The sequence below is a fragment of the Kitasatospora sp. NPDC094028 genome (genome assembly GCF_049543595.1).
Classification (GTDB): Bacteria; Actinomycetota; Actinomycetes; order Streptomycetales; family Streptomycetaceae; genus Kitasatospora.
On sequence record NZ_JBMVFA010000004.1, the window covers coordinates 468,640 to 491,430 of the forward strand.

Sequence of the window (22,791 nt, forward strand, 5' to 3'; positions counted from 1 at the left end):
TCATTCCATTTGAAGTACCCGAAATGAAGTCTTGCAGATTTCGGGCAGTCGGGAGCAGACTACGAGCAGTAATCCGCTGCTCGCACACGGCGATCATGGCGGACGGCCGCTCGGGCATTCCCATGCCTCTCGCCGCTCTCCGGATCGCGAACTTACCCACCACTCCCGGAGGAGGCCCCGCCATGCCCGGAACGTTGGAGAAGCCGCCCGCCCCTGCCGATCCGTTCTCCTGGTGGCTGCCCAGGCACCGCAAGTCCGCCGGCTTCGCCAGGCGGCTGCTCCGCACCTACCTCGCCAAGCAGCCCAACGGCGAACAGTTCCTCGACGCCGGGGAGTTGGTGCTCGGTGAGCTCGTCACCAACGCCGCTCTCCACGCCAAGACCCCGCCAGGGCGGCTCATCTTCATCCGGTTCGAGCTCCACCCCGACGCCCTCCGCATCGAGGTGCACGACGCCGACGCCAACCAGCCGTCCGTGCCGCGCCAGGCCGCCGAACACGCCGAGGCCGGGCGCGGGCTGTGGCTCGTCTCGCAGCTCGCCGCCAGCTGGGGCTGCTGCCCGCGAGAGGGCGGCATCGGCAAGGTGATCTGGGCGCTGATCGACGGCGAGGGCGCGCGGTGAGCGTCGAACTCCCCTTCCCCGTAACCGTCGAGATCAGGGGCATCACCTCGGCCGCCACCTTCGCCGAGCTCTCCGACGCCCTCGACGCGATCCGCGCCAGCCTCGCCCGGCTCCCGCTGGACGACGACCAGGCCGGCTACCTCGCCGACTACTTCGCCCCGGCCTCCGCCGAGCGGATCGCCCACCAGCTCATCCACACCGGCGCGGTGGGCGCGATCGCCTTCCTCGGCCTGGACACCCACCCGATCTACCTGCGCCCGGCGCCGTGATCGGCCGCCTCAGCTGGACCCGCTTCGAAATGTGGTGGTGCCTCACCGCCCAGTTCTCCCGGCCGGTCCGCGCGATCAGCCCCCGCCGCCGGGCCGCCCACATCGAGACGCAGCGCTGGCTGGCCACCCCGGGAAACGCTGAAGCCCTTCTCCTCTCCGTCCTCCGCCAGGCCACTCCCCACCCGTCCGAGTGAGCAGCGACGCCGGGCGATCCCGAATCCGGGATCGCCCGGCGTCGCTACTGCTGGTGGTGAGCGGGAGAGGATTGCGCGAGAAGTCGGCCAGGCCGACTTCTCGCGCAAAGCGTTGTTGCGGGTCGGTCCGCGGTTGGATACCGGCTGTCCAGCGCTCGGAGTCTGCTGTTGGTAGGTTCGCACTGGCGATGGCCGGTTGGCCCCGGTTGTCCGCTGTCAGAGGGTGGCGGTACGCAGCACGATCAGGGCGACGGAGGTCATGGTGAGGACCACCGCCGGAGACGCGCCCTTGCGGTCGCCGACACGCAGGTGGAAGGCGACCGCCCCGGCGAAATAGAGCGTCAGGCCGATCGCGGCGGCGATTCCGACGAGTCCCCACCAGAGTCCGGCGATCACACCGGCCGCGCCTGCGATTTGAGCGCTGATCAGGAAAGCCATCATGCTCTGCGGCACTCCGAGGGTGGACATCTGCTCGGTGATGTGCCGCGTCCGCAGAGATTTGGCCCCGGCCGATACCAGGAGAAGCGCCGACATGAACACGGTGACGACGGCAAGGGAGACGAACATGGCTGAAACCTCGATCATGCGAGATGCGAGCAGGGGATGTGCGCACCTCGACGACGATAGGCGGCCACTAGGTACCTCCAGGTAACCTTCGGGGCATGAGCCTGCGACCCGGAATCGCCTTCCTCGCCGACTGTCCGGCTCTCCTGGCCATGGAGATCATCGCCAGCAAGTGGTCCATGGTCACGCTCTTCGCGCTGACCGACGGCCCGTTGCGTCACGGCGAGCTGGTCGAGCTGAGCGGTGGCATTTCGCGCAAGGTACTGACCCAGACGTTGCGCCGGCTCCAAGCCAGCGGGCTCGTCGAGCGGCACGCGTACGCCGAGGCGCCGCCGCGCGTGGAGTACAGCCTGACCGATCTCGGGCGAACCCTGGAGGAACCCATCAGGATGCTCACCGCATGGGCACGGGAGAACGGCGAGGCGGTCGTCACCTTCCGGGAAGCAGCCGAGGCGGCCAGGGCGATCGAGGCGGATCAGGCGCCCCCGGTAGATCCCCCCTGCTGATGAGAACCCGAGCCGTTTCTGATCAAGAGAAGAGGCTGAACCTGTGGACGCTGCCGTCGCCCGGCGTCCTGATCGGCCTGGACAGTGCGGGAGAGGTTTGCGCGAGAAGTCGGCCAGGCCGACTTCTCGCGCAAAGCGTTGTTGCGGCCCGGGGTGGAACAAGTAGCCCCCGGCGATAACGCGCCCGTGACGCGCCCCGAGCACCATCGACGGCATGGCAGCAACCGACGCTCCGGTAGGAGCAGCACCGGCCGGCTCCGGTGCCGACACGTGGCTCGGCACCGGGTTCCGTCTGCCCTTCCGGCCGCGGACGCCCGCCGGCGGGCCGGGCGGGGGCCTGGCCTGGACGAGCGGGATGGACCTCGTCCGGCAGTCGATCGAGACGATCCTGGACACCGAGCCCGGCGAGCGCGTCATGCGGCCCGACTTCGGGTGCGGGCTGCGGCAGTTCCTGATGGCGCCGAACACCGCCGCCACCCGGGCCGCGCTGCGGGCCGAGATCGAGCAGGCACTTGGCCGCTGGGAGCCGCGGATCCAGGTGACCGGGGTGTCCGTGACGCCGGGGGAGGAGCCGACCATGGTGTGGATCGACATCGCCTACGTCCGGCTCGCTGACCTGCGCGCCGACAACCTGGTGTACCCGTTCTACCTGCGCTGACGTGCCCTTCGGTGATGACGACGACGGACAGGGGGTGACCCGGCCGTGGCCCTGATCGGCCCGATCCTCGACGACCGCACATTCGCCCAGCTCCGCGACGAGCTGATCAAGCGCATCCCGGTCTACAACCCCGAGTGGACCGACCACAACGCCAGTGACCCCGGCGTGGCCCTGCTGGAGCTGTTCGCCTACCTCGGCGAGTCGCTGCTCTTCCGCTTCAACCAGATCCCCGACGCGACCAGGGCGGCCTTCCTGCGGCTGCTCGACGTCCAGCCGAGGCCCGCCCAACTCGCCCGCACGCTCCTGGTGCTGGACACCGATCGGGCCGCCGGCATCCAGGTCCTGCGCGGCACCGAGGCGCGCGCCGGCGCCGTCCCCTTCGAGACCGAGGACGAGGTGGTGGCCTGGCCGCTGGAGACCTGCGCGGTCGGCAAGACCGCCGCCCCGGACGCCGAAGCCGGCAGCACCGAGGCCCGCCGGCGCCAGGACGCCGTCGCCGCGCTCCCGTTGAGCCAGCAGGACCACGTCCGCGCCGGGGCCGCCCCCGGCTTCTACACCACCACCGCCGTTCCCACCGACCCGCTGGCCGCCGACCAGCCGCCGCTCGACGTCGCCGGCACGCTCGACCAGTGCCTGTGGATCGCCCTGCTCGGCAAGAACGGCACCGACCCGGCCCAGCTGCGCGACCACGCGATCTTCCTCGGCGTCGTCCCGGACACCGAACTCCCCACGCCCTTCGACCTGGAGGCCCGCAACCCCGACCGCTCCCGGCTGCGCGCCGCCGACCTCACCGCCGACCCGCCCGCCTTCCTCTGGGAGCTCTGGAACGGCCCCGACCGCGCCGGCAGCGCCGACACCGCCTTCACCAACCTCGCCGTCCTCGCCGACACCACCCGCGGCCTCACCGCCACCGGCGTCGTCACCCTGCAGCTGCCCGCCGCCTTCCCCACCCACGCCCCCGCACCGGCCAGCACCGGCGACCTGCACAGCCCGCCCCCGCTGGACGACGAGAAGACCGCCGCCCGGGTCATCGGCTGGCTGCGGGTGCGCCGCCCCGCCACCGAGAACGACGCCATCCACCGCATCCGCTGGGTCGGCGCCAACGCGGTCGGCGTCGTCCAGGCCCGCACCGCCGCTCCCGAACTCCTCGGCACCGGCACCGCCGACGCCGGCCAGACCTACCGGCTGACCCAGCACCCCGTCGTCCCCGGCACCGTCCGGCTGGAGGTCGAGGAAGCGGACGGCTGGCAGCCCTGGACGGAGGTCGAGAGCTTCGCCGCCGACGGCCCGCTCGACCGGCACTACACCCTCGACGCCGCCACCGGGCTCGTCCACTTCGGCACCCGCGGCAAGGTCCCGCAGATCGGCGAACGGATCCGGGCCCTCGGCTACCGCCACGGCGGCGGCGCCGCCGGGAACGTCCCCGCCGGCGCCATCGGCAGCCTCACCGGCGTCGCCGGGGTCAAGGCCCGCAACGTCCTGCCCGCCGCCGGCGGCGCCGACCCGGCCGCACTCGCCGACGCCCTCGACGCCCTCCCCGGCGAACTCCACCGCCGCGACCGGGCCGTCACCGCCGACGACTTCCGCGCCCTCGCCCTCGAAGTCCCCGGCGTCCGGCGGGCCGAGACCCTGCCGCTGTTCCACCCCGACACCCTCAGCCGCACCGCCGCCGGCGTCGTCAGCGTCCTGGTCTTCCCCACCGAGGACCGGCGCGACCTCGGCGCCCCGCTGCCCGACCTCGCCCTGCTGCGCCGCGTCGCCGCCTACCTCGACCCGCGCCGGCTGCTCACCACCGAGCTCTACGTCATCCCCCCGACCTACCTGGACATCGCCGTCTCGATCGGCCTCCACGTCCGGGACGGCTACCAGGTCGACGCCGTCCGCCGCTGGGTCGAACTGCTCGTCCGCCAGTACCTCGCCCCCGTGCCGCCCTACGGGCCGGACGGCGCCGGCTGGCCGCTCGGGCGGGCCGTGCGGCGCGCCGAACTGGAAGCGGTCGCCGTCCAGGTCGACGGCGTCGAGTACCTCGACGGCGAACTCGGCCTCGCCGCCCGCCCGGACCCCACCGCCGCCTGGTCCCCGGCCCCGCTCGTCGAACTGAAGCCCTGGCAGGTGCCCCGGCTCGCCGGGATCACCGTCGTCACCGGACCGCCGTTGCCGCCCGGTACCGGCTACGGCCCCACCCCGCTGCCCGGCGGCGACCCCGTCCTCGTCCCGCTGCCCCCGGAGGTGTGCTGATGGACGGCGACCGCGAGATCAGCGTGCTCACCGACCCCGACCAGTGGGTCCGCTGCGCCCACGACGGCACCGCGCTGCTCGACGGCGGCGGGGCCGGCCTCGCCTGGACGGCCGACCCGGCGCCGGGCGGGCCGTGGGGGGACGCCGCCGGGCTGGCCTTCGACCGGTGGGGGCGCGCCTACCGCTCGTACCCCGGCCTCGGGCGGGTCGACGTGCTCGACCCCCGGGCGCCGTCCGCCCCCGCCGACCCGTGCGCCGACCGGCACCCCGGCACCCTGCGCACCCCGCGCGGCCTCGCCGTCGACAGCGCCCAACGCCTCTACACCGCCGAATCCTGCGGCGGCGCCGTCCAGGTCGTCGACCTCTGGGCCGAGCGGCTGCTGCGCCGGGTGCCCGTACGCACCGCCGCCCACCGCGCCCGCCGGCCGCTGGACGTGGCCGCGCTCTGCGACGGCGCCCTCGTCCTGCTCGCCGACCCGCCCGGCCTCGCCCTGCTGCGCGGACGGCGCGGGCCCGGACGCGGCCCCGAGCTCGGCGGACCGCTGCTCGCCGCCGGGCTGACGCCCGCCCGGATCGCCGTCACGGCAGGGCAGGCGTACCTGCTCTGGACGTCGCCCTGCGGCGGGCCGGCCGTGATCGCCCGGCCGGACGGCAGCCACCCGGTCGAGGTCGGCGAGGCGAGCGACCTCGCCTTCGGGCCGGACGGCCTGCTCACCGTCGCCGGGCGCCCCGGGCAGCCGTTCCGCCGCTTCCGGCCGGACGGCGAGCGCTGGATCGAGATCGAACCCGTCCGGGCGCCCCGCTACGACGGCGGCGCCGTCGAGACCGCCCCGGACGGGCACACCGCGTACACCACCGACCAGGGCCTCGCCCGGACCGCCGGCCCGGCCGCGCGCTACGTGCCGAGCGGGCGGCTCGTCACCTACCGGCTCGACTCCGGTGCCTACCGCACCCGCTGGGGCCGGCTCTTCCTCGACGCCTGCGTCCCCCCGGGCACCGACCTGCGGGTCGGCTTCCTCACCAGCGACGAGGACACCGTCCCCGACCTGCTGCCCTGGACGCCCCCGGCGCAGGGGCAGCGCGCCGTCCGGCACGGCGAGTTGACGCCGCCGCTGCCGTCCGAACTCCGGCTCCGCGCCCTCGCGCCGCCCGGCGGACTGTACCGGCGCCCCACCGGCCGCGAACGGCCCTGGGAGCAGATCGCCCCCGACGACGCCTTCGAGACCTACGAGGCCCCGGTCGCCGCCCCACCCGGCCGCTACCTGTGGATCGTCCTCGACCTGGCCGGCACCGCCCGGCTCACCCCGCGCGTGCGCACGCTTCGCGTCGAACGCCCCGGCCACCGGCTCCTCACCCAACTGCCCCGCGCCTTCAGCCGCGACGAGGACGACGCGGACTTCCTGCAGCGCTACCTCGCCCCGGCCGAAGGACTGCTGCACGAACTCGACGGACGCGCCGCCCTGCGGACCGTCCTGCTCGACCCCACCGCCACCCCGCAGGAAGCCCTCGGCTGGCTCGCCGGACTGCTCGGCCTCGCCCTCGACCGCCGCTGGCCGATCGCCGCCCGCCGCGCGCTCGTCGCCCAGGCGTACGACCTGTTCCGCATCCGCGGCACCCTCACCTGCCTGGAACGGATCCTGCGGCTGTACCTGCCCGTCCCCGTCGCCGTCGTCGAGAACTGGCGCCTGCGCGGCCTCGGCGGTGCCGTCCTCGGCACCGAACCCGGCGGGCCCCCCGCCCCCGCGGTCGGTGGCGCCGCCCGGGCGACGGCCACCCTCGGCCGGTTCGCCGTCGGCGGCCTGAAGCCCGGCCAGGACGGCTACACGGCGACGGCCCACCGGTTCACCGTCCTGATCGCCGCGCCGTTGGCGGGCGAGCCGCTCGACGTGGTGCGCAGCATCGTCGAGACCCACAAGCCCGCGCACACGCTGGCGGAGATCTGCCCGCTCGGCGCCGGAATGCGGATCGGCCGCGCCCTGCACCTGGACCTGACGTCCGTGGTCGGCCCGGGCGCCGCCTGGGGCCCGGCGGTGGTCGGCCACGTCCGGGTGGGGGAGGACGGGGTGGTCGGGGTGCCCTCGGCGGCGGCGAGGGTGGGGGAGTCGGCGGCGGTGGGGGCGGTGAGGGTCGGGTGAGCGTGATCGTCGGTGAGGTCGAACAGTCGGTTTCCGCCGTGGAGTTGGCGGGTCTTCCCCTGCTCGCCCTGGCCTTGGACGACTTCCTGTCGGCCGGCACCTTCTGCGGCGTGAGCCCTGGCCGGGCCACGGTGGTGGTCGGCTTCGTCGGGGTCTCGTCCGGGCAGGCGGTGACGGCGGCATGAGTGCTCCTGCGGTGACGATCGGGCGGTTCTCCGCGACGCTGCACGACGACGGCTCGGCGCAGCCGGGTGGCGGCGGGCTGGAGGCGCCCCTTCGGTGCGTCGTCGACGGCGGCTTGGCGCTCGCGCTGCGCAACGTGCGCCTGCCGGAGGGCCGTTGGTGCGTCAGGCGGCTGCGGCTGGCCGTGGCGCTCGACCTCGACCGGCCCGGCGCGGAGGGCGGGCGGGAGTGGGCGGCGGCGGTGGCCGCCGCGATCGAGCGGGCGGTCCGGGAGGGCGGCGCCGACGTGGTCCACTACCGGCACGACGTCGACCTGCTCGCCGACCTGATCGCCGGGGTGGCCGCGAACCGGACGGCCCGGCAGTGGGCGTGGCAGCAGGCGGGCGCGCTGCGGCCCGGCGACCCGGCGCCCGCCGCCGACCCCAGGGCGGCCGTGCTCGCCGCGCTCGGCCGGGCCCCGCAGCACGCGGCGGCGGCGCTGCTCCGGGCGGCGCCCGGGTGCGGACTGCCCGCCCTGGACCGGCTGTTCGGCGCGGAGGGGTGGCAGGCGGTGGCCGGGCTGGCGGCGGTGGCGTCCTGGTGCGAGCCGGGCGCGGGCGGTCCGGACACCGGTCTTCCGGTTCACGCCCGGGCGCTCGCCCGGACCCTGCTCGCGGGCTCGGTCCTGGCCGGCCTCGCCCGGTCGGCCCGGCTGCGCCCCGGGCCCGCGACCCTGGCCGCCTGGGCGGTGCTGGCGGCTGCCGAGGCCGATCCCGGATCGCTCCACCGCCGTCCGCACCCCGACCTGCCGGGGGCGCTCGCGGAGGAGCTGCGGGCGGTGCTCGGGCAGGCCGCACCCGCGCCCGTACGGGACGAACCCGGGGCGCCGCCGGTGCCCGCCGCGCCCGCCGCGCCCGCCGCGCCCGTAGGGACCGTGCCGGAGCGGGAGTCGGCGGCGACCGGGGAGGAATCCGGGGGGTGGCCGGATGAGCTGTCCGAGGAGCTGCCCGGGGATCCGTCCGAGGAGCCGTCCGGGGAACCGTCCGCCGGAACCTGCCCGGCCGAGCCCGTCGCCCCGCCCCGCGCCGCGCAGCCGTCCTCGTACCAGGACGCCCCCGCCGCCGCGTCCACCGCCTGGGCCGGGCTGCTCTTCCTGCTCGCGACCGCGCCCGACGCCGGCCTCCCGCAGCGCGCCCTGGACGACCCCGCGCTGACGGCCCGCCCGCTGCGCTGGGTGCTGCACCGCCTCGGGCGCGAGCTGCTGCCGGAGGCGGCCCCGGACGACCCGGCCCTGCTCGCCCTGGCGGGCCTGGGCCCCGCCCGCGCCCGTACGCTGCTCGCCGCTCCGCCGCCCACCGCGCCCGAACGGGCCGCCGTCCGCTCCCTCGCCACCGCCTGGGCATCGGCCACCGCGGCACGATTGGACGACGCCACCGACGACACCGACGCCACCGACGGCCCGACCGCAGTCCGCACGGTCGCCCACCGCACCGGTGAGGTGTGCGCGGAGCCCGGCTGGATCGAGGTCCGGCTGTCCGTCACCGACACCGACCTGGCCGTCCGCCGGGCCGGCCTGGACCTGGACCCGGGCTGGGTGCCCTGGCTCGGCGCGGTCGTGAGGTACGTCTATGTCTGAGACCGCCATGTCCGAGTCGACCGACCTGCCGCACGCCCCCGAGGCGGCCAGCCGCGCGCTCACCGCGCGGGCGGCCGGGATCGCCCTGCGCCTGGCCGGGCTGCTCGAAGCCACCTGCGACACCGATTCCTCCGCCGACTCCGTCGACTTCCTGCGCGCCTGGGCCAACGCCGCCCGCCACCAGGAGGAGCCACTTCCCGCCGACGCGGACCCGCTCGGCCGCCTGGCCGACCGGCTCGCCCTCACCGAGGTGGAACTCGACCTCCTGCTGCTCGCCGGCCTGCCGGAGGAGCACGAGGGCCTGGCCAGGACCTTCCGCACCATGCACCCGCGCGGCGACTCGCACCCGAGCGTCGGCCTCGCCGCCCTCCTGCTCGGTCAAAACCAGCCCTGCGACCGCGCCGCGCTGCGCCGCCTGCTCCACGAGGGCGCGGCCGCGCGCAGCGGCGCCCTCGCCGTCTCCGGCGAGGGGACGTTCCACGACCGCAGCCTGCGCCTGGCCGACCGCCTGTGGGAGGCCCTGCACGGCTGGGCGGCCTGGCCGGAGGCGCTGACCGAGGTCGAGGCGGGCCCGCCGGTCGCCGGGCTGGACGGCTGGCTGGCCCGACCGGCGGCGCAGCTCGCCGTGGCCGCGCTGCGCTCGCCCGCGCCGCGCACCGTGATCGTGACCGCGCAGGACACCACCGTCGCGCTGAGCCGCTGCGCCGCGCTCGCCCGCGCCGCCGGCCTGCGGCCGGTCGCCGGGCGGACCCGCCCCGACTACCCGGCCGCCCTCGGCCTGCTCAACCTGCACGCGGCCGCCCGCGGCGGGGTGCCCGTCCTGGTGGCGCCCCGGCCGGAGGAGGGGGCGGGGCCGGCCCGGCTGGACCTGCGCCGGGTGGCCGGCCCGATCCTGGTCTGCGCCGGGCCGGGCGCCGTCCGGCCGGGCCCGGAGCGGCCGGTGCTGGCGGTGCCGGTCGGGCCGATCGGTACCGCCGACCGGCGGGCGGCCTGGCGTGCGGCGCTGCCCGAATCACCTTGGCAGGCACCGCAGTTGGCGGCCCGCCACCCGCTGGACCCGGCGCTGACCGCGCAGGTCGCCATGGACGTGCACAGCTGCGACGCCCTGGCGCCGGGCGGACCGGCCACGGACGTGTCCGCCGCGATCCGGACCAGGGCCGGCGCCGTCCTGCCTCCCGGCGTGGACCTGATCGGCCCGCGCGCGTCCTGGGACCGGCTGGTGCTGGCCGCCGAGCCGGAGCGCCAACTCCGGGACGCCGTCTCCCGCTTGGCGTACCAGTCGGTGGTGCTGGACGACTGGCGGCTGCGCGAGGCGGCCCGCGCCGACCGGGGCGTCCGGCTGCTGCTCAGCGGCGCGCCCGGCACCGGCAAGTCGCTGGCGGCCGAGGTGCTGGCGACGGCCGCCGGGACGGACCTGCTGGTCGTCGACCTCTCGCAGGTGGTGTCGAAGTGGATCGGCGAGACCGAGAAGAACCTGTCCGCCGCCTTCGACGTGGCCGAGCGGATGCAGGCGGTGCTGTTCCTCGACGAGGCGGACGCCCTGTTCGGGACGAGGACGGAGATCTCGGAGGCCAACGACCGTTTCGCCAACCTGGAGACGGCGTACCTCCTCCAGCGGCTGGACCGCTTCGACGGCCTGGCCGTGCTGGCCACCAACCTGCGGCAGAACATCGACGCCGCGTTCGTCCGCCGGATGGACTTCGTGGTCGGCTTCGACCTGCCCGGCGAGGCGGACCGGCACCGGCTGTGGCAACTGCACCTGCCCCCGCCCGTCCGGGAGCCCGGCGTAGACCTGGCCGCGCTCGCCCACCGCTACCCCGTCCCCGGCGGCTGGATCCGCAACGCCGCGATCGCCGCCGCCTTCCGCGCGGCGGAGTGCGGCGGGCGGGTCGGCCGGCCGGAGCTGGTCGAGGCGATGCGCCGGGAGTACGCCAAGGCGAGCCGCCCGTTCCCGGCCGATCCGGCCGTCCCGCCCGGCGCAGCCGCGGACGAGCGGGCGCAGCGCGCGCTCGGCGCCGCCGGCACCGGGCCCAACAGGGAGGAATCACCATGACGGCGCTCGACAGTGGCGCACCGTGCGGCTGCGGTGGCACCGCCGGCATTGCGACCGGTACGGGGAGTGGCCCGTGCCGCCAGGACGACCTGCCGGTCACCCCCTTCGACGCCCTGCGCGTGGCCTTCGGCATGCTGCTCGGCGAGGACGACTTCCGGGTGCTGATGGGCAATCCGCGCGGCAAGCAGATGCTGCACGCGGCCTGGCTGCACGGCCCCGGCGTGCTCTGGGGGTACGGCGTGCACCTCGACGCGGACGGCGACCGGCTGCGCGCCGCGCCCGGTCTCGCGGTGGACGGCTGGGGGCGCGAACTCGCCCTGGAGGCGGAGGCGTGCGCCTCGCTCACCGCGTGGGCCACCCGCTGGGCGCAGGACCACCCGGCGCAGGACCACCCGGCGCCGGGCGGCCCGCCGGGCCCGCCCGGGCCGGACCCTTGCGCCGGACCGCCGAATCCGGATCCCTGCCCCGGCGGGGCGACCCGGCGGGTGACGGCCTGGCTGGCGGCCGAGTTCGCGTCCTGCGCGGCCCGTCCCGTCCCGGCGCTGGCCGATCCGTGCGACGTCACCCGCCGCCACGACGACTACTCCCGGATCGCCGAGACCGTCCGGGTGGTGATCCTCGGTGACGAGCCGCCGCACCGCCGCCCGTACCACCGGCTGCGGGTGCTGTTCGGCCTGGAGGGCGTCACCGGGCCGGACGACGCGGCCGGGCGGGAGGCGACGGAGGCCGCCGACCGGGTGCGGGCCGCCGCCCCCGGGCGCCGGGCGGAGCGGTTGCTGGCCGAGTTCCGGCGGCTGGCCGCGGGCGACGCGCTCCAGGACGGGCCGGAGCGGGAGGAGGGCGACGCCTGCCCGCAGCTGTTCCCGGTGACGGAGGACCACGCGCCGGTGGCGCTCGCGAAGCTGACCTTCGACGTCGTCACCGGGCCCGGCTGCGTGCGGGTCGCGAACGTGGACGTCGACCAGCGGGCCCGGACCGCCCTGCTGCCCACCGGCGACCTCCAGGAACTGCTGTGCGGCCTCGCCCCCGGGCTGCTCGGCGAGACGCTGAGCGAGGACGCCGGCGGGCCCCGGCTGGCGCCGGGCTCGCTGCGGTGGAGCCGCGGGAACACCTGCCTGAGCCTGTGCTTCGACCGGCCGGTGGACCGCCGGTCGCTGGAGCAGGCCCTCACCGTCACCTCGCTCTCCGAACTCCCCGAGCACGGCGCGGGCTGGGCGCGGAGCACGGTCGCCGGGGTGCGGCTGACGGACGGCGGCACCCGGGCCGTCGTCGACCTCGAACTCCCGCCCGCGCACCGGCTGGTGCGTGTCCTGATCCGGGGCACCGGCCCCGAACCCTGCTACGGGACCGAGCCGTGGGTGCCGTTCGCCGGCCTCACGGGCGGCCCGGCGGCCGGCCGGCACGACGGCCACGACGCGGTGGTCACCATGCACCTGAACCAGCACGAGCACGAGCACCCGCACGAGTACGAGTACGAGCACCGGCACCAGGACACCGCCGACACCGGGAGGGCCGCGTCTTGACCACCGCCACCGCCGCCGCATCGGCCGGCACACCCGACGAGAACTCCGCCGGCACGCCGGACACCGCGGGCGGCGACATCGACCGCCTGCACGCCTTCGACGGACTGTTCCTGCGGGCCGAGCACCTGAACCGGATCCAGGACTACACCCGGGAGTTCGCCTCGGCGATCGGCCGGTCCGGCGGCCCCGGCGTCGTCGAGGGCTACCAGGTCGCCGTCGACCAGGGCGCGTTGAAGGTCGGCGGCGGCCTGGCGATCGACGCGGCGGGCCGCCCGCTGCGCTCCCGGCACGAGGTGTCGCTGCCGCTGAAGGACCTGCGGGCCGGAACCGACGCCTTCTGGTGGGTGGAGGTGTCGCGCGCCGACTGGGACTACGGCGACACCCCCGTCCAGGGGCTGCTCTGCGAGGACCCGTGCGCGGGCGCCACGACCAACAAGGAGTTCACCGCCGAGGGCGTGCGGATCTCGTTGACGGCGGACCGGGCGGTCGGCCTGGAGGAGCAGTTCGGCGTCAACCGCCGGAACTGGCTCGCCTCCCGGCTGTTCGCCGCCGAGCAGGCGGGCGACACGCCCTGGCTGGCCGATCCGTCCGTGCTGCCGACCGACTGGGATCCGCCGGTCGACCTGCCGCGGCCGCCGGTCCGCCTCGCCGTGCTGATCCCGATCGGGCCGGACGTCTCCCAGTGGGTCGTCGACGTCTGGACGGCCCGCCGGGAGGTGGGCGCGCCGCCGCCCGAGCGCTGGTGGCAGGGCCGGCTCGGGATGCGGCCGTGGAACGCGTACACGGCGCAGGTCCTGCAGTTCCAGGCCCAGTCGGCGCAGTGGCGGGACCCCCGGGCGAGCGGCGCGGCGGCGGCCGAACGGGCCGCGGACACGGCGCTCGCGGAGGAGATCCGGCGGATCGTCGAGATGGCCCAGGGCGCCCGCTCGCGGCTCGCGCTGTCGATGAAGGACGCCCTGGAGCGGGCCGCGCGGGACAGCGGCGACCTGCGGGACGCCACGCCCCCGCCGGTGCCGCCGCTCGCCGAGCGCGGCTTCGCCGACCTGCCGCCGGCCGGCTACCTGTCGGTCCGCAGCGACCGGCGGACGCTGGAGGACGAGGTGCGCCGGGTGCTCGGGGACCGCCTGGGCCTGCGCTTCTGCGACGCCACCCGGGCCGACATCGCGGAGGCCGTCCAGCAGGCGCAGCACCGGGACCGGATCGTGCTCGACTCCGCCGCCGAGGTGCAGATCCTGGTGCCGGTCGCCCCGGTGACGGCGTCGGCGGTGGGCGGCGGCTGGACGGGCGGGTGGGTGGCGTTCGTCCGGAGCCGTCAGGTCTTCTGCGGGTCGGACGGGGCGGCCGCGACGCCGACCGCCGGGACCGCGGCCCAGACCGCCGCCGAGCCGCGGACCGCCGAGCCGCGGACCGCCGAGCCGCCGACCGCCGAGCCGGGTGACGGTCGGTGAGACCCGTCGACGAGGACGAACTCCCGTACGCCGCACTGTGCGTGGTGCGGGTCGAGCCGCAGGCGCCGGGCCGGTTCCTGATCACGGTCACGTCGAGCACCGACCTGCGCCGGCCGTCCGCCGAGTCGCGCAGCCGGGCCGCCGACGCGGGCGCGGTGCTGGCGCTGGTGGCGGACTTCCTGCGGGGCTGCCGCGTCACGAGCGGTCAGAGCTGACCAGGGTTACGGAGGAAAAGGACGGGTAAGCACTGTCCGGTCGCGCACGGTGACGGTCCTGTGACGAGGAGCACATAGCCTCGCAGGGCCGGGCTTCGACTGGAGGACCGCCATGCAAGCTCCGTTCCTGGAAGCTCCGATCCTGATCCCCGGTCAGGCCGACGCGCCGACCTTGCACCTCTTCGGCACTCCGCGGGTGGTGCGCGCGGGCCGCCGGCTGGAGGTGCCCGAGGGCAGCAAGCGGCTGCTCGCCTTCGTCGCCCTCAACGGCGGCTGGGTGGAACGCCGCCACGCGGCCGGCACCCTCTGGCCGCTGGGCGACGACCTCCGGGCGGCCGGCAACCTCCGCTCGGCGCTGTGGCGGCTCAAGGCGGCCGGCATAGACGTGCTCGACTCGGACAAGTGCTCGCTCTCGGTGCGCGAGCACACCGTCGTCGATCTGTACGTGCTGTGCGAGTGGGCCGGGCGTCTGATCGCCGGCACAGCCACCCCCGCCGACCTCGGCACCTTCCGCTGGCGGGCCGACGCGCTGGACCTGCTGCCCGGCTGGTACGACGACTGGGTGCTGATCGAGCGCGAGCGGATCCGCCAGCGGCTGCTGCACGGCCTGGAGGCGCTCAGCCGCCACCTCGTCCGGGCGGGCCGGTGCGCCGAGGCGGTGGAGTCGGCGATGATCGCGGTCGGCGTCGAACCGCTCCGGGAGAGCGCCCAACGCGCGCTGATCGAGGCGCACTTGGCCGAGGGGAACCTGGTCGAGGCGCTGCGCAGCTACGACGCCTACCGCGGCCTGACCTGCCGGGAGCTCGGGGTCGAGCCCGGCCGGGAGCTGTCGCTGCTGCTGCGGGCGCACTGCGACTCGGTCCGCCCGCCCGGCCCGCGCAGGCCCGACCGCCGCGAGGCGGTCGGCTGAGCGGGCCGGGCCGGCGCCGGGCCGCTCAGATTCCGTGCTGTCCGGGCGGTGCGTCCTCGAACGGGTTCAAGCCGCCGGACAGCGCGGCCCCCACGACGACCACGAGTACGATCACCGTCAGCGCGGCCAGGATGATGAAGACCATCTGGTCGCCGGGCGGCGTCTTGTCGCCGCCGGGTCGATTCTCCGCCACGCCACCCATCTCCCCCTGAGCGCTTCGGACTTCACCTCACGCTGGCGCGGACGGACGGGCCTGTCCCGGTTCGGGGCCGCCCCGGGCGGGACGGCGGCGAATTCTGCCACCATCCCGCCGCGGAGCGACGTTTTCGTCCTAGCCGTGCGTCACGCACTTGTTGGCGCTGTTCGACCACAGGCCCTGGAGGTCGAAGGTGCCGGTGCTCAGGGTGACGTAGGCGTCGAGGTTCTGGCACTCGTCGCCGATCTCACCGCCGCCGCCGTTCCAGCCGATGCTGGGCCAGAAGTCGGTGACGGTCTCGGCGTACTCGTGCGTCTCGGTGGACTCGATGCCGGAGAGCATCCGGCCGTCCGTGAAGGTGGTGCACGCGCCGGCGCCGTTGTCCGGGATGTACGGCAGGTTGGTGTAGGCCAGGGTGCCGTAGGAGCTGCTGGTCTTGTCGTGCCAGGCGCAGAAGCCGGTGTTGGGGAAGCCGTCCGGGTGCGTCTGGGTCGCGGAGACCACCACGTACTGGGCGTTGAGGTTCGGCGCCTGGGTGGTGTTGCCGAAGTGGGCGGCGGCCTTGCCGGCCTCGGCCGCGATCTGGGCGGCGGTCGCGCTGCCGGGCGCGGCGGCGGCGTTGTCGAACCACACGCCGGCCAGCGGGGAGGTGGCCGGGTGCTGGACGTGGGTGCCCTTGGTGCCGCAGGTGCTGGTGCCCTTGGCGACGCCCTCGCAGTACTGCGAGAGGATCGTGCCCCAGGTGTCCTGGCTGCCGTACAGGCCCTTGAACATGTTCTGCAGGTCCGGGGCCACGCCCGCCGGGTCGGAGGACCACTGCGAGCCCCAGAAGACCAGGTACACCTTGGGGGTGGGGGACACCACGCCCTGGGTGGCGCTGGAACCGACTTTCAGCGTGTTGGTGGAGGCGGTGGCCAGCTGTGGCGCGGCGCCGGAGTGGAGCGGCTTGACCCCGAAGTGGCCCGGCACCGCGGCGGGTTGCGCCGCGGCCCCGGTGGCCAGTGAGGTGGTTCCGACAGCGGCCAGGGCCAGCGCGGCCAGCGTGTGGGCGGCGGCCTTGAACGGCTTGCGCATGCGTCTGCTCCCGAGTGTGAGGGTGTGGGAGGGGCGTACTCGCTGTTGAGCCCCGACACCACATCAGCTCGGCGGCGCTCCGTCCAGACGTGTGCATGCCGCGACGGGAAGGCTTTGCCGTGGCTATGCCAAATTCTGGCGCTGCCCTCACCCTGCCCTCACCCTGCCCTCACTCGGCCTGACCCGGCCTCAGAGATTCGTGAACTGGTCGCCCTTGGCGTCCTGGACGGTGTGGTCGACGCAGACCGCGAGGATGATCAGCAGCAGCGCGTCCTGCTCGCTGAGCACGTCCACGGCGTACGCGTCCCGGATGGTGAACCAGCGCCGGGATATGTGCGCCAGCGTCGTCCCCTCGTGCCGGATGTCGAACTCACGGTCCCAGAGGTTCCCGTTCACCTTCAGCCTGCGGCCGTCCGCGAGGCGGACCTTGAAGCGGTCCCCGAAGAGCTTGAACATCTTCTTGCTGATCTTGGCGCTGAACTGCCCGTCCTGCTTGATCAGCAGCGTGTGGTGGATCGTGAACGCCTTGCGCACGATCGTCGCGACGTGTTCGCCGCGCGTGTCCACCAGGGCGAAGGTCCGCCGGAACCGGAAGAACTTCCGGTTCACGCGGTACAGCTTCTCCCGGTGCTCGGTCTCGATCCAGGCTTCCTCGTGGAAGGCGAACATCCGGTCGCGGACCAGGTAGCGCACAGTACTTCCCCCGTGATGACTCGTCTCCGCCGCCCCGAACGGCACGGCGCGGCCCAGAGCGTAGCGCCTGCTCAGAGCGGGGTTGCGGCGGGGGGTGCGGCGGGGGTGCGCGGTTCAGGCCGGGTCGGTGGTGAGGTCGGTGAACTCGACGTGGGCGTCCTCGGTGTAGGCGCCGATGCTGCCGGTGAGGTACGGGCGTTCCCGGTCGTCGTAGCCGACGAGGGGGCGGCCGCCGGTGGTGACGTCCAGGTGGGCGCCGTGCTGGGCGACCTGGACGTCGGTGGGGTGGCCGACCGGGAAGGGCTGGTCGCCGGTGGCGAGGAAGCGCTGGCCGCCGGGGTAGGCGGGGTCGCGCTTGCCCAGTTCCCAGCCGTTGGGCTTGAGGATGACGTAGTAGAAGTGGTCCGGGTCGGTGTAGGCCCAGACCAGCCAGGCGACTTCCCAGGGGTTGGGGGCGGGGGTGCGCAGCTGGGCGAGGGTGCGCAGGGTGGCCCGGAGGGTGAGGTCCTGGTACTGCCGGGTGGAGACGATCAGTCCGGCGTGGGTCTCCTCGGGTGCGCGGGCGGGCGCGGGGGAGAGGGAGAGGCCGTTGTCGAGCTCGGTGTTCGCGCCGTGGCCGTCGAAGACGGACCGCCACGGGCCGTGGACCGAGCCGTCGGTCCACGGCCGGGCGGGCTCGCCGCCCCCGCCTCCCCAGACGGGGCCCACCGCGAGGGCGAGCCCCGTCACCGCGACGGCGGTGAGCAGTGCGAGGGAGAGCAGCCGGTGAACTCGCGTCATACCGTCGAGTATGCCGCCGGAGGGGTCGGGTCAGGGGGCGACCAGCGGGTTCGGCGTGGGCGCCGCAGCCGCGCCCATGCCGAAGTCCTCGGCGAGTTGGGCCAGGATCCGTTCGGTGGCGTGTCCGTCGCCGAAGGGGTTCCCGGCCTTCGCCATGCGCAGGTAGGCGTCCTGGTCGTCGAGCAGTTGTACGGCGGCGTCCAGGATGACCTGCGGGTCGGTGCCGACGAGCCGGGCGGCGCCGGCGTCGACGGCCTCGGGCCGTTCGGTGGTGGTGCGCAGGACGAGGGCGGGCTTGCCGAGGGTGGGGGCCTCCTCCTGGATGCCGCCGGAGTCGGTGAGGACGAGGTCGCAGCCGGCCAGGGTGGCGGAGAAGTCGAGGTAGCCGAGCGGTTCGACGATCCGGATGTCGGGGTGGTCGGACAGTTCGGGGAGCAGGGCCTCGCGGACGGCGGGGCTCTTGTGCAGCGGCAGGACGATCTCGACGTCGCCGCGGTCGGCGAGCCGGCGCAGCGCCTTGCCCATGGCGCGCATGGTGTCGCCCTGGTTCTCTCTGCGGTGCAGGGTGACCAGGACGCGCCGCAGGCCGGTGCGGAAGTGGTTGTGGCCGGTGCCCTCGCGGAGCACCCACAGCAGGTTGTCGATGACGGTGTTGCCGGTGACGAACACCTCGGCCTCGGGCACGCCCTCGGCGGTGAGGTGCCCGGCGGCGCGCGGGGTGGGGGCGAAGTGCCAGCGGGCGATGCGGCCGATGAGGCGGCGGTTGAGCTCTTCGGGGAAGGGGTTGTCGGCCACGCCGGTGCGCAGCCCGGCCTCGACGTGGGCGACGGGGATGTGCTCGTAGAAGGCGGCGAGGGCGCCGGTGAGCGCGGAGGTGGTGTCGCCCTGGACGACGACGAGGTCGGGGCGTTCGGCGTGCACGACTTCGCCGAGGCCGTCGACCAGGCGGGCCGTCAGCTTGGCGAGGTCCTGCCGTTCGCGCATCACGTCGAGCTCGAACTTGGCCTCGACCTGCAGGAGTTCGAGCATCTGCTGGAGCATCTCGCGGTGCTGGCCGGTGGAGACGACGAGCGGGGTGAAGTGCGGGGAGGCGGCCATGGCGCGGGCCACGGGCGCGAGCTTGATCGCTTCCGGCCGGGTGCCCAGGATGAGCATGGCGCGGACGGGCGTGGTGCTGGCGTTCGGGGGCATGGGTCTCCCAGGGAGGGTGCCTGCACGTGCTGGCAGGTGGAGGGTTGGGCGCGCGTCAGGTGCGCGCGGTCTTGAGCCAGGTCTGCTTGCCGGTGAGCATGCGCCACAGGCCCCACCATCCGGCGGCGAACCAGATGTAGCCGTAGATGACGAAGACGTGGGACAGCAGGATCGCGCGGACGAGACCGAGTCCGCTCTCGCGCCGGGAGTAGACCCAGCCGTAGGCGTACGCCGCCGCGAAGGACAGGACGTACGGGCCGATGAACCACATGGGTGTCATCAGCGGGTGGCCGGCCCGGACGGAGCCGAGCACGACGGCGCCCGCGGCGACGAGGAAGGAGAGCGGAAGCAGTGAGGTGAGCAGGATCAGGACGGGGCTCGACAGGTGGTAGAGCAGGTCGATCGCGGGTTTGACGGGGACTTCGCGCAGGATCAGCGGGACCAGCCTGGCGGACTGCAGGTGGCCCTGGAACCAGCGGGACCGCTGGCGCACCAGACGGCGTACGTCCAGGACGGCCTGCTGGCTGACGGCGGCGGTGGTGCAGTGGTGGTTGGTCCAGCCGTTGGCGATGAGGCGCACTCCGAGGTCGAGGTCCTCGGTCAGGGAGTCGCTCCACGGCCCGCTGCCGTCCGCGCTGAGGGTGTCGAGTGCGGACAGCCGCATGAACTGGCCGTTGCCGCCCATGCCGACGCTGCCGAAGTAGCGCCGGGCGGACTGGAAGATGTCGCCGTAGATGACGAACTCCATGTCCTGGAGCCGGGCGAGCAGGCCCTGGTGGCGGTTGTACATGCGCACGCCGACCTGGGTGGCGCCGGTGCGCGGGTCGTCGAAGTACGGGTCGACGGCCTGGACGACGTGGGGGTCGAGGCGGCCGTCGGCGTCGACCACGCAGACGATGACGTCGGCGGGGTCGCGGCCCTGGAGGATGCCGGATTCCCGCAGGTGGCGGATGCCGGCGTTGAGGGCGGCGCCCTTGCCCTTGCGGGCGTCGGGCAGGTGCCGCTGGAGGAGCTTGACCCGGGCGGGGTCGGCGGCGCGGGCGATGTCGGCGGTGCGGTCCTCGGAGGCGTCGTCGATGACCAGGGCCATGAAGTTGCCGGTCGGCAGTGAGGTGATCCGGGCCAGGCTCTCGGTGAGGACCTTCTCCTCGTTCAGGCAGGCGAGGAGGAAGACGTAGAGGCGTTCGGTGTCGTGGCCGTGGTCGTGGCGGACCCGGCGCCGGGAGAGCAGGAAGAGGGCGGAGTTGTAGCAGCCCGCCATCACGATGATGGCGATGCTGGACGAGAGGAGAACCTCCGTGATCACTTTTGTTCACCATGGTTTCGGAGAACGAACCAGAATTTGGCCAGAAGAAGAACGGCGGCTGTCGTGCAGTAGAGCAGGAATCCGGCACCGGCCACTTCCTGCAGTCCCTTGGCGAAAGGTATGCCGGGCAGGACTTCTGGGGCTGCTGTGAGACCGGCCAAGGGCAGGCCTATCCCCAGAACTGGCTTTCCGTACATGAGAGTTCCCCCGGATATCGGCACGCCGGTCGTCCCGATGCGTGCGCACGGAGGTTATCAGAAGAGAAGGATGCTTTACGGTTTATTGTCGGAGGTGAAGAATCGGAACGATGAATTCCACGAGTGGGGCCGCCTCGTCGGGCGCACTCGCCGGTGTGCGGAGTCCAGTTGACACTCCTCGGCCCCGGCGCAAGAATCACCGAATTATCTGGCTTCATCGCGACGCTCTCCCCGCTTTGCCGGAGGCGCTTTCGGTGAAGGGCCGGTAAAAACTCCAAATCAGGGGGCCGTAATGAAGAATGCGCGAGGGAGAGCTCCGCTTTCTCATGTTTCGCTCAGCTTGACCGTGATCGCCGCCCTCCTCGGTGGCGTCGCGCTTTCCACCGGCGCCGAGGCGGCGACGGGCCGCAACCCGAAGCAGACGGTCTCGTTCCACGGACTCCAGGGCGGCGGCGGCTCGGCGCCGTCGGCGACCGGCTCCGAGGACCTGGCGGCCTGGAGCGCCCACCAGCGGCAGAACGACCGCGAGCGCCAGGGGCGGCGGCTCAGCGTCGCCCCGGCCCCGGGCGCCGGGGCCGCCGCCGCGCCGAAGGCCGCCGCCCCGCAGTCCCCGTCCGTCCCGCAGTCCCCGCAGTCCCCGAACGTCACGGCCGGCACGGCCGGCACGGCCGGCACCTCGGCCCTCGTCCTCTACGACACCGCCGGCCCCTACGGCTACCTCGGCGAGCTCTACGCGATGGCGGTGGCCAACCTGGCCGGCCACTTCGGCGCCGTCACCGCGAAGCCGGTGTCCGCGTACACCCCGGGCCTGGTGGAGCAGTACTCCGCGACCTTCTACGTCGGCTCGACCTACTACGGCGGTTCCATACCCGACGCCGTGCCCGCGTCCTTCTACCAGGACGTGATGACCACGGCGAAGCCGGTCGACTGGATCGGCGACAACGTCTGGAACATGGCCAACGCCGTCGGCATCGAGAACTTCAAGAAGAAGTACGGCTGGGACCCGACCAACTCCTTCTTCTCCACCAACGGCAGCGTCGGCAACATCAACCAGGTCGTCTACCAGGGCCAGACGCTCACCCGGAAGTTCCCGGCGGGCCAGGACGGCGGCGTGCTGCACCCCGCCCTCTCCGGCGCCGGCTACCCGCAGGTCACCCAGCTCGCGCAGGCCGTCGACGGCACCACCGGGGCCACCAGCCCGTGGGCGTTCCGCTCGTCGAACCTCACCTACGTGGGCGAGATCCCCTTCGCCTACGTGTCCGAGCAGGACCGGGTGATCGCCTTCGAGGACCTGCTCTTCGACGCCCTCGCCCCGGCGACCACCGCGCGCCACCGGGCGTTCGTACGGCTGGAGGACATCAGCCCGAGCTCGGACCCGGCACAGCTGCGGGCGATGGCCGACTACCTGGCCTCGCAGAACATCCGGTACGGCATCAACGTCATCCCGGTCTACACCGACCCGAAGGGCGTCTACAACAACGGGACGCCGCAGACCATCACCCTGGCCCAGGCCCCGGACGTCGTCGCCGCGCTCCAGTACATGCTCCAGCACGGCGCCGTCCTGATGAACCACGGCTACACGCACCAGTACAGCGACGTCGCCAACCCCTACACCGGCGTCACCGGCGACGACTTCGAGTTCTTCCGCTCGCACGTCGACGCCGCCAACAACGTGGTCTACGACGGGCCGCCGGCCGAGGACTCCGCGCCCTGGGCGCAGGCCCGGGTGACCGCGGGCCTCGCCCAGTTCGCCGCCGCCGGCCTGCCCAGGCCCGCGCTCTGGACGACCCCGCACTACGCCGCCTCCGCCGCCGACTACCGGGTCTTCGGGCAGAACTTCACCGCACGGCTGGAGCGTCCGCTGTACTTCGCCGGAACGCTCGGCGGCGGAACGGTGAACGCCGCCCGGTACATCGGCCAGTTCTTCCCGTACTCCGTGAAGGACGTCTACGGTACGACCGTGCTCCCGGAGAACATCGGCAACTACGAGCCGGTGCCCATCAACAACCACCCGGCGCGGCTCCCGGCCGACCTGATCGCCTCGGCGAAGGCCAACCTGGCCGTCCGGGACGGCGTGGCGAGCTTCTTCTACCACCCGTACTACGACGTGGCGCCGCTCCAGCAGACCATCGACGGCATCCGGGCCCTCGGCTACACCTTCGTCGGCCCGATGGACCTCGCGAACTGAACCGGCCCGCCCGGGAGAGGAGTTGTCAGCAGTGC

General features: G+C 74.0%; 23 protein-coding genes. 15 read left to right on the top strand and 8 right to left on the bottom strand.

The features are described 5' to 3' along the window. The first annotated feature begins 182 nt into the window (after positions 1 to 182). From ACPC54_RS09795 to ACPC54_RS09805, 3 genes are read left to right on the top strand one after another with little or no spacing between them, the layout of a single operon-like run. Complete coding sequence (locus ACPC54_RS09795) at positions 183 to 620, top strand: ATP-binding protein (protein WP_498963110.1); 438 nt, start codon at positions 183 to 185, stop codon at positions 618 to 620. Continuing rightward, a complete protein-coding gene (locus ACPC54_RS09800) occupies positions 617 to 889 on the top strand; it encodes a hypothetical protein (RefSeq protein ID WP_498963112.1) in 273 nt (90 codons plus the stop codon). The genes ACPC54_RS09795 and ACPC54_RS09800 overlap by 4 nt, the downstream gene beginning before the upstream one ends. Then, a complete protein-coding gene (locus ACPC54_RS09805) occupies positions 886 to 1,083 on the top strand; it encodes a hypothetical protein (RefSeq protein ID WP_498963114.1) in 198 nt (65 codons plus the stop codon). The genes ACPC54_RS09800 and ACPC54_RS09805 overlap by 4 nt, the downstream gene beginning before the upstream one ends. Before the next feature lie 216 nt (positions 1,084 to 1,299). Here the strand turns inward: ACPC54_RS09805 and ACPC54_RS09810 are convergent, their stop codons facing one another. Beyond that, positions 1,300 to 1,650, bottom strand: coding sequence for a DoxX family protein (locus ACPC54_RS09810; protein ID WP_498963116.1), 351 nt, complete (start codon positions 1,648 to 1,650; stop codon positions 1,300 to 1,302). A 95-nt stretch (positions 1,651 to 1,745) separates the two neighbouring features. On the opposite strand from ACPC54_RS09810, the gene ACPC54_RS09815 reads away from it, so the two are divergent. From ACPC54_RS09815 to ACPC54_RS09865, 11 genes are all read left to right on the top strand, one after another. Then, a complete protein-coding gene (locus ACPC54_RS09815) occupies positions 1,746 to 2,153 on the top strand; it encodes a winged helix-turn-helix transcriptional regulator (RefSeq protein WP_498963117.1) in 408 nt (135 codons plus the stop codon). 214 nt (positions 2,154 to 2,367) lie between these two features. Then, positions 2,368 to 2,811, top strand: a complete 444-nt coding sequence (locus ACPC54_RS09820) for a GPW/gp25 family protein (RefSeq protein ID WP_498963119.1) — start codon at positions 2,368 to 2,370, stop codon at positions 2,809 to 2,811. 45 nt (positions 2,812 to 2,856) lie between these two features. Continuing rightward, positions 2,857 to 5,049 (top strand): putative baseplate assembly protein, encoded by a 2,193-nt coding sequence (locus ACPC54_RS09825; RefSeq protein WP_498963121.1) that lies wholly within the window; start codon positions 2,857 to 2,859, stop codon positions 5,047 to 5,049. Continuing rightward, complete coding sequence (locus tag ACPC54_RS09830; protein WP_498963123.1) at positions 5,049 to 7,184, top strand: phage tail protein; 2,136 nt, start codon at positions 5,049 to 5,051, stop codon at positions 7,182 to 7,184. Before ACPC54_RS09825 ends, ACPC54_RS09830 begins: the two co-directional genes overlap by 1 nt. Further along, positions 7,181 to 7,369: a hypothetical protein gene (locus ACPC54_RS09835; protein WP_498963125.1), complete on the top strand. Its 189-nt coding sequence runs from the start codon at positions 7,181 to 7,183 to the stop codon at positions 7,367 to 7,369. Before ACPC54_RS09830 ends, ACPC54_RS09835 begins: the two co-directional genes overlap by 4 nt. After that, on the top strand, positions 7,366 to 8,982 hold the full coding sequence (locus ACPC54_RS09840; protein ID WP_498963127.1) for a hypothetical protein: 1,617 nt from the start codon (positions 7,366 to 7,368) through the stop codon (positions 8,980 to 8,982). The genes ACPC54_RS09835 and ACPC54_RS09840 overlap by 4 nt, the downstream gene beginning before the upstream one ends. Then, positions 8,975 to 11,035, top strand: a complete 2,061-nt coding sequence (locus ACPC54_RS09845) for an ATP-binding protein (RefSeq protein WP_498963129.1) — start codon at positions 8,975 to 8,977, stop codon at positions 11,033 to 11,035. Before ACPC54_RS09840 ends, ACPC54_RS09845 begins: the two co-directional genes overlap by 8 nt. Continuing rightward, entirely contained in the window at positions 11,032 to 12,558 is a 1,527-nt protein-coding gene (locus ACPC54_RS09850) for a hypothetical protein (protein WP_498963131.1), read from the top strand. The genes ACPC54_RS09845 and ACPC54_RS09850 overlap by 4 nt, the downstream gene beginning before the upstream one ends. Beyond that, entirely contained in the window at positions 12,555 to 14,006 is a 1,452-nt protein-coding gene (locus tag ACPC54_RS09855; RefSeq protein WP_498963133.1) for a hypothetical protein, read from the top strand. The genes ACPC54_RS09850 and ACPC54_RS09855 overlap by 4 nt, the downstream gene beginning before the upstream one ends. Next, positions 14,003 to 14,221: a hypothetical protein gene (locus ACPC54_RS09860; protein ID WP_498963134.1), complete on the top strand. Its 219-nt coding sequence runs from the start codon at positions 14,003 to 14,005 to the stop codon at positions 14,219 to 14,221. The genes ACPC54_RS09855 and ACPC54_RS09860 overlap by 4 nt, the downstream gene beginning before the upstream one ends. A gap of 112 nt (positions 14,222 to 14,333) precedes the next feature. Then, complete coding sequence (locus ACPC54_RS09865) at positions 14,334 to 15,131, top strand: AfsR/SARP family transcriptional regulator (RefSeq protein WP_498963136.1); 798 nt, start codon at positions 14,334 to 14,336, stop codon at positions 15,129 to 15,131. A gap of 25 nt (positions 15,132 to 15,156) precedes the next feature. Here ACPC54_RS09865 and ACPC54_RS09870 read toward each other — a convergent pair whose 3' ends face one another. From ACPC54_RS09870 to ACPC54_RS09900, 7 genes are all read right to left on the bottom strand, one after another. Next, complete coding sequence (locus tag ACPC54_RS09870; protein WP_498963138.1) at positions 15,157 to 15,324, bottom strand: hypothetical protein; 168 nt, start codon at positions 15,322 to 15,324, stop codon at positions 15,157 to 15,159. A 138-nt stretch (positions 15,325 to 15,462) separates the two neighbouring features. Beyond that, a complete protein-coding gene (locus ACPC54_RS09875) occupies positions 15,463 to 16,401 on the bottom strand; it encodes a hypothetical protein (protein ID WP_498963140.1) in 939 nt (312 codons plus the stop codon). A gap of 189 nt (positions 16,402 to 16,590) precedes the next feature. Beyond that, the gene (locus ACPC54_RS09880; protein WP_498963142.1) at positions 16,591 to 17,094 is read right to left on the bottom strand and encodes an LURP-one-related/scramblase family protein; all 504 of its coding nucleotides are present in this window, start codon (positions 17,092 to 17,094) and stop codon (positions 16,591 to 16,593) included. A 114-nt stretch (positions 17,095 to 17,208) separates the two neighbouring features. Next, complete coding sequence (locus tag ACPC54_RS09885; protein WP_498963144.1) at positions 17,209 to 17,874, bottom strand: calcium-binding protein; 666 nt, start codon at positions 17,872 to 17,874, stop codon at positions 17,209 to 17,211. A gap of 30 nt (positions 17,875 to 17,904) precedes the next feature. Further along, the gene (gene wecB / locus ACPC54_RS09890) at positions 17,905 to 19,065 is read right to left on the bottom strand and encodes a non-hydrolyzing UDP-N-acetylglucosamine 2-epimerase (RefSeq protein ID WP_498963146.1); all 1,161 of its coding nucleotides are present in this window, start codon (positions 19,063 to 19,065) and stop codon (positions 17,905 to 17,907) included. 55 nt (positions 19,066 to 19,120) lie between these two features. Next, complete coding sequence (locus ACPC54_RS09895) at positions 19,121 to 20,371, bottom strand: glycosyltransferase (RefSeq protein ID WP_498963148.1); 1,251 nt, start codon at positions 20,369 to 20,371, stop codon at positions 19,121 to 19,123. Beyond that, positions 20,368 to 20,568: a hypothetical protein gene (locus ACPC54_RS09900; RefSeq protein ID WP_498963150.1), complete on the bottom strand. Its 201-nt coding sequence runs from the start codon at positions 20,566 to 20,568 to the stop codon at positions 20,368 to 20,370. The genes ACPC54_RS09895 and ACPC54_RS09900 overlap by 4 nt, the downstream gene beginning before the upstream one ends. A gap of 346 nt (positions 20,569 to 20,914) precedes the next feature. Here ACPC54_RS09900 and ACPC54_RS09905 point away from each other — a divergent pair, with 346 nt between their 5' ends. Continuing rightward, entirely contained in the window at positions 20,915 to 22,756 is a 1,842-nt protein-coding gene (locus ACPC54_RS09905) for a DUF2334 domain-containing protein (protein ID WP_498963218.1), read from the top strand. The last annotated feature ends 35 nt before the right edge of the window (positions 22,757 to 22,791 follow it).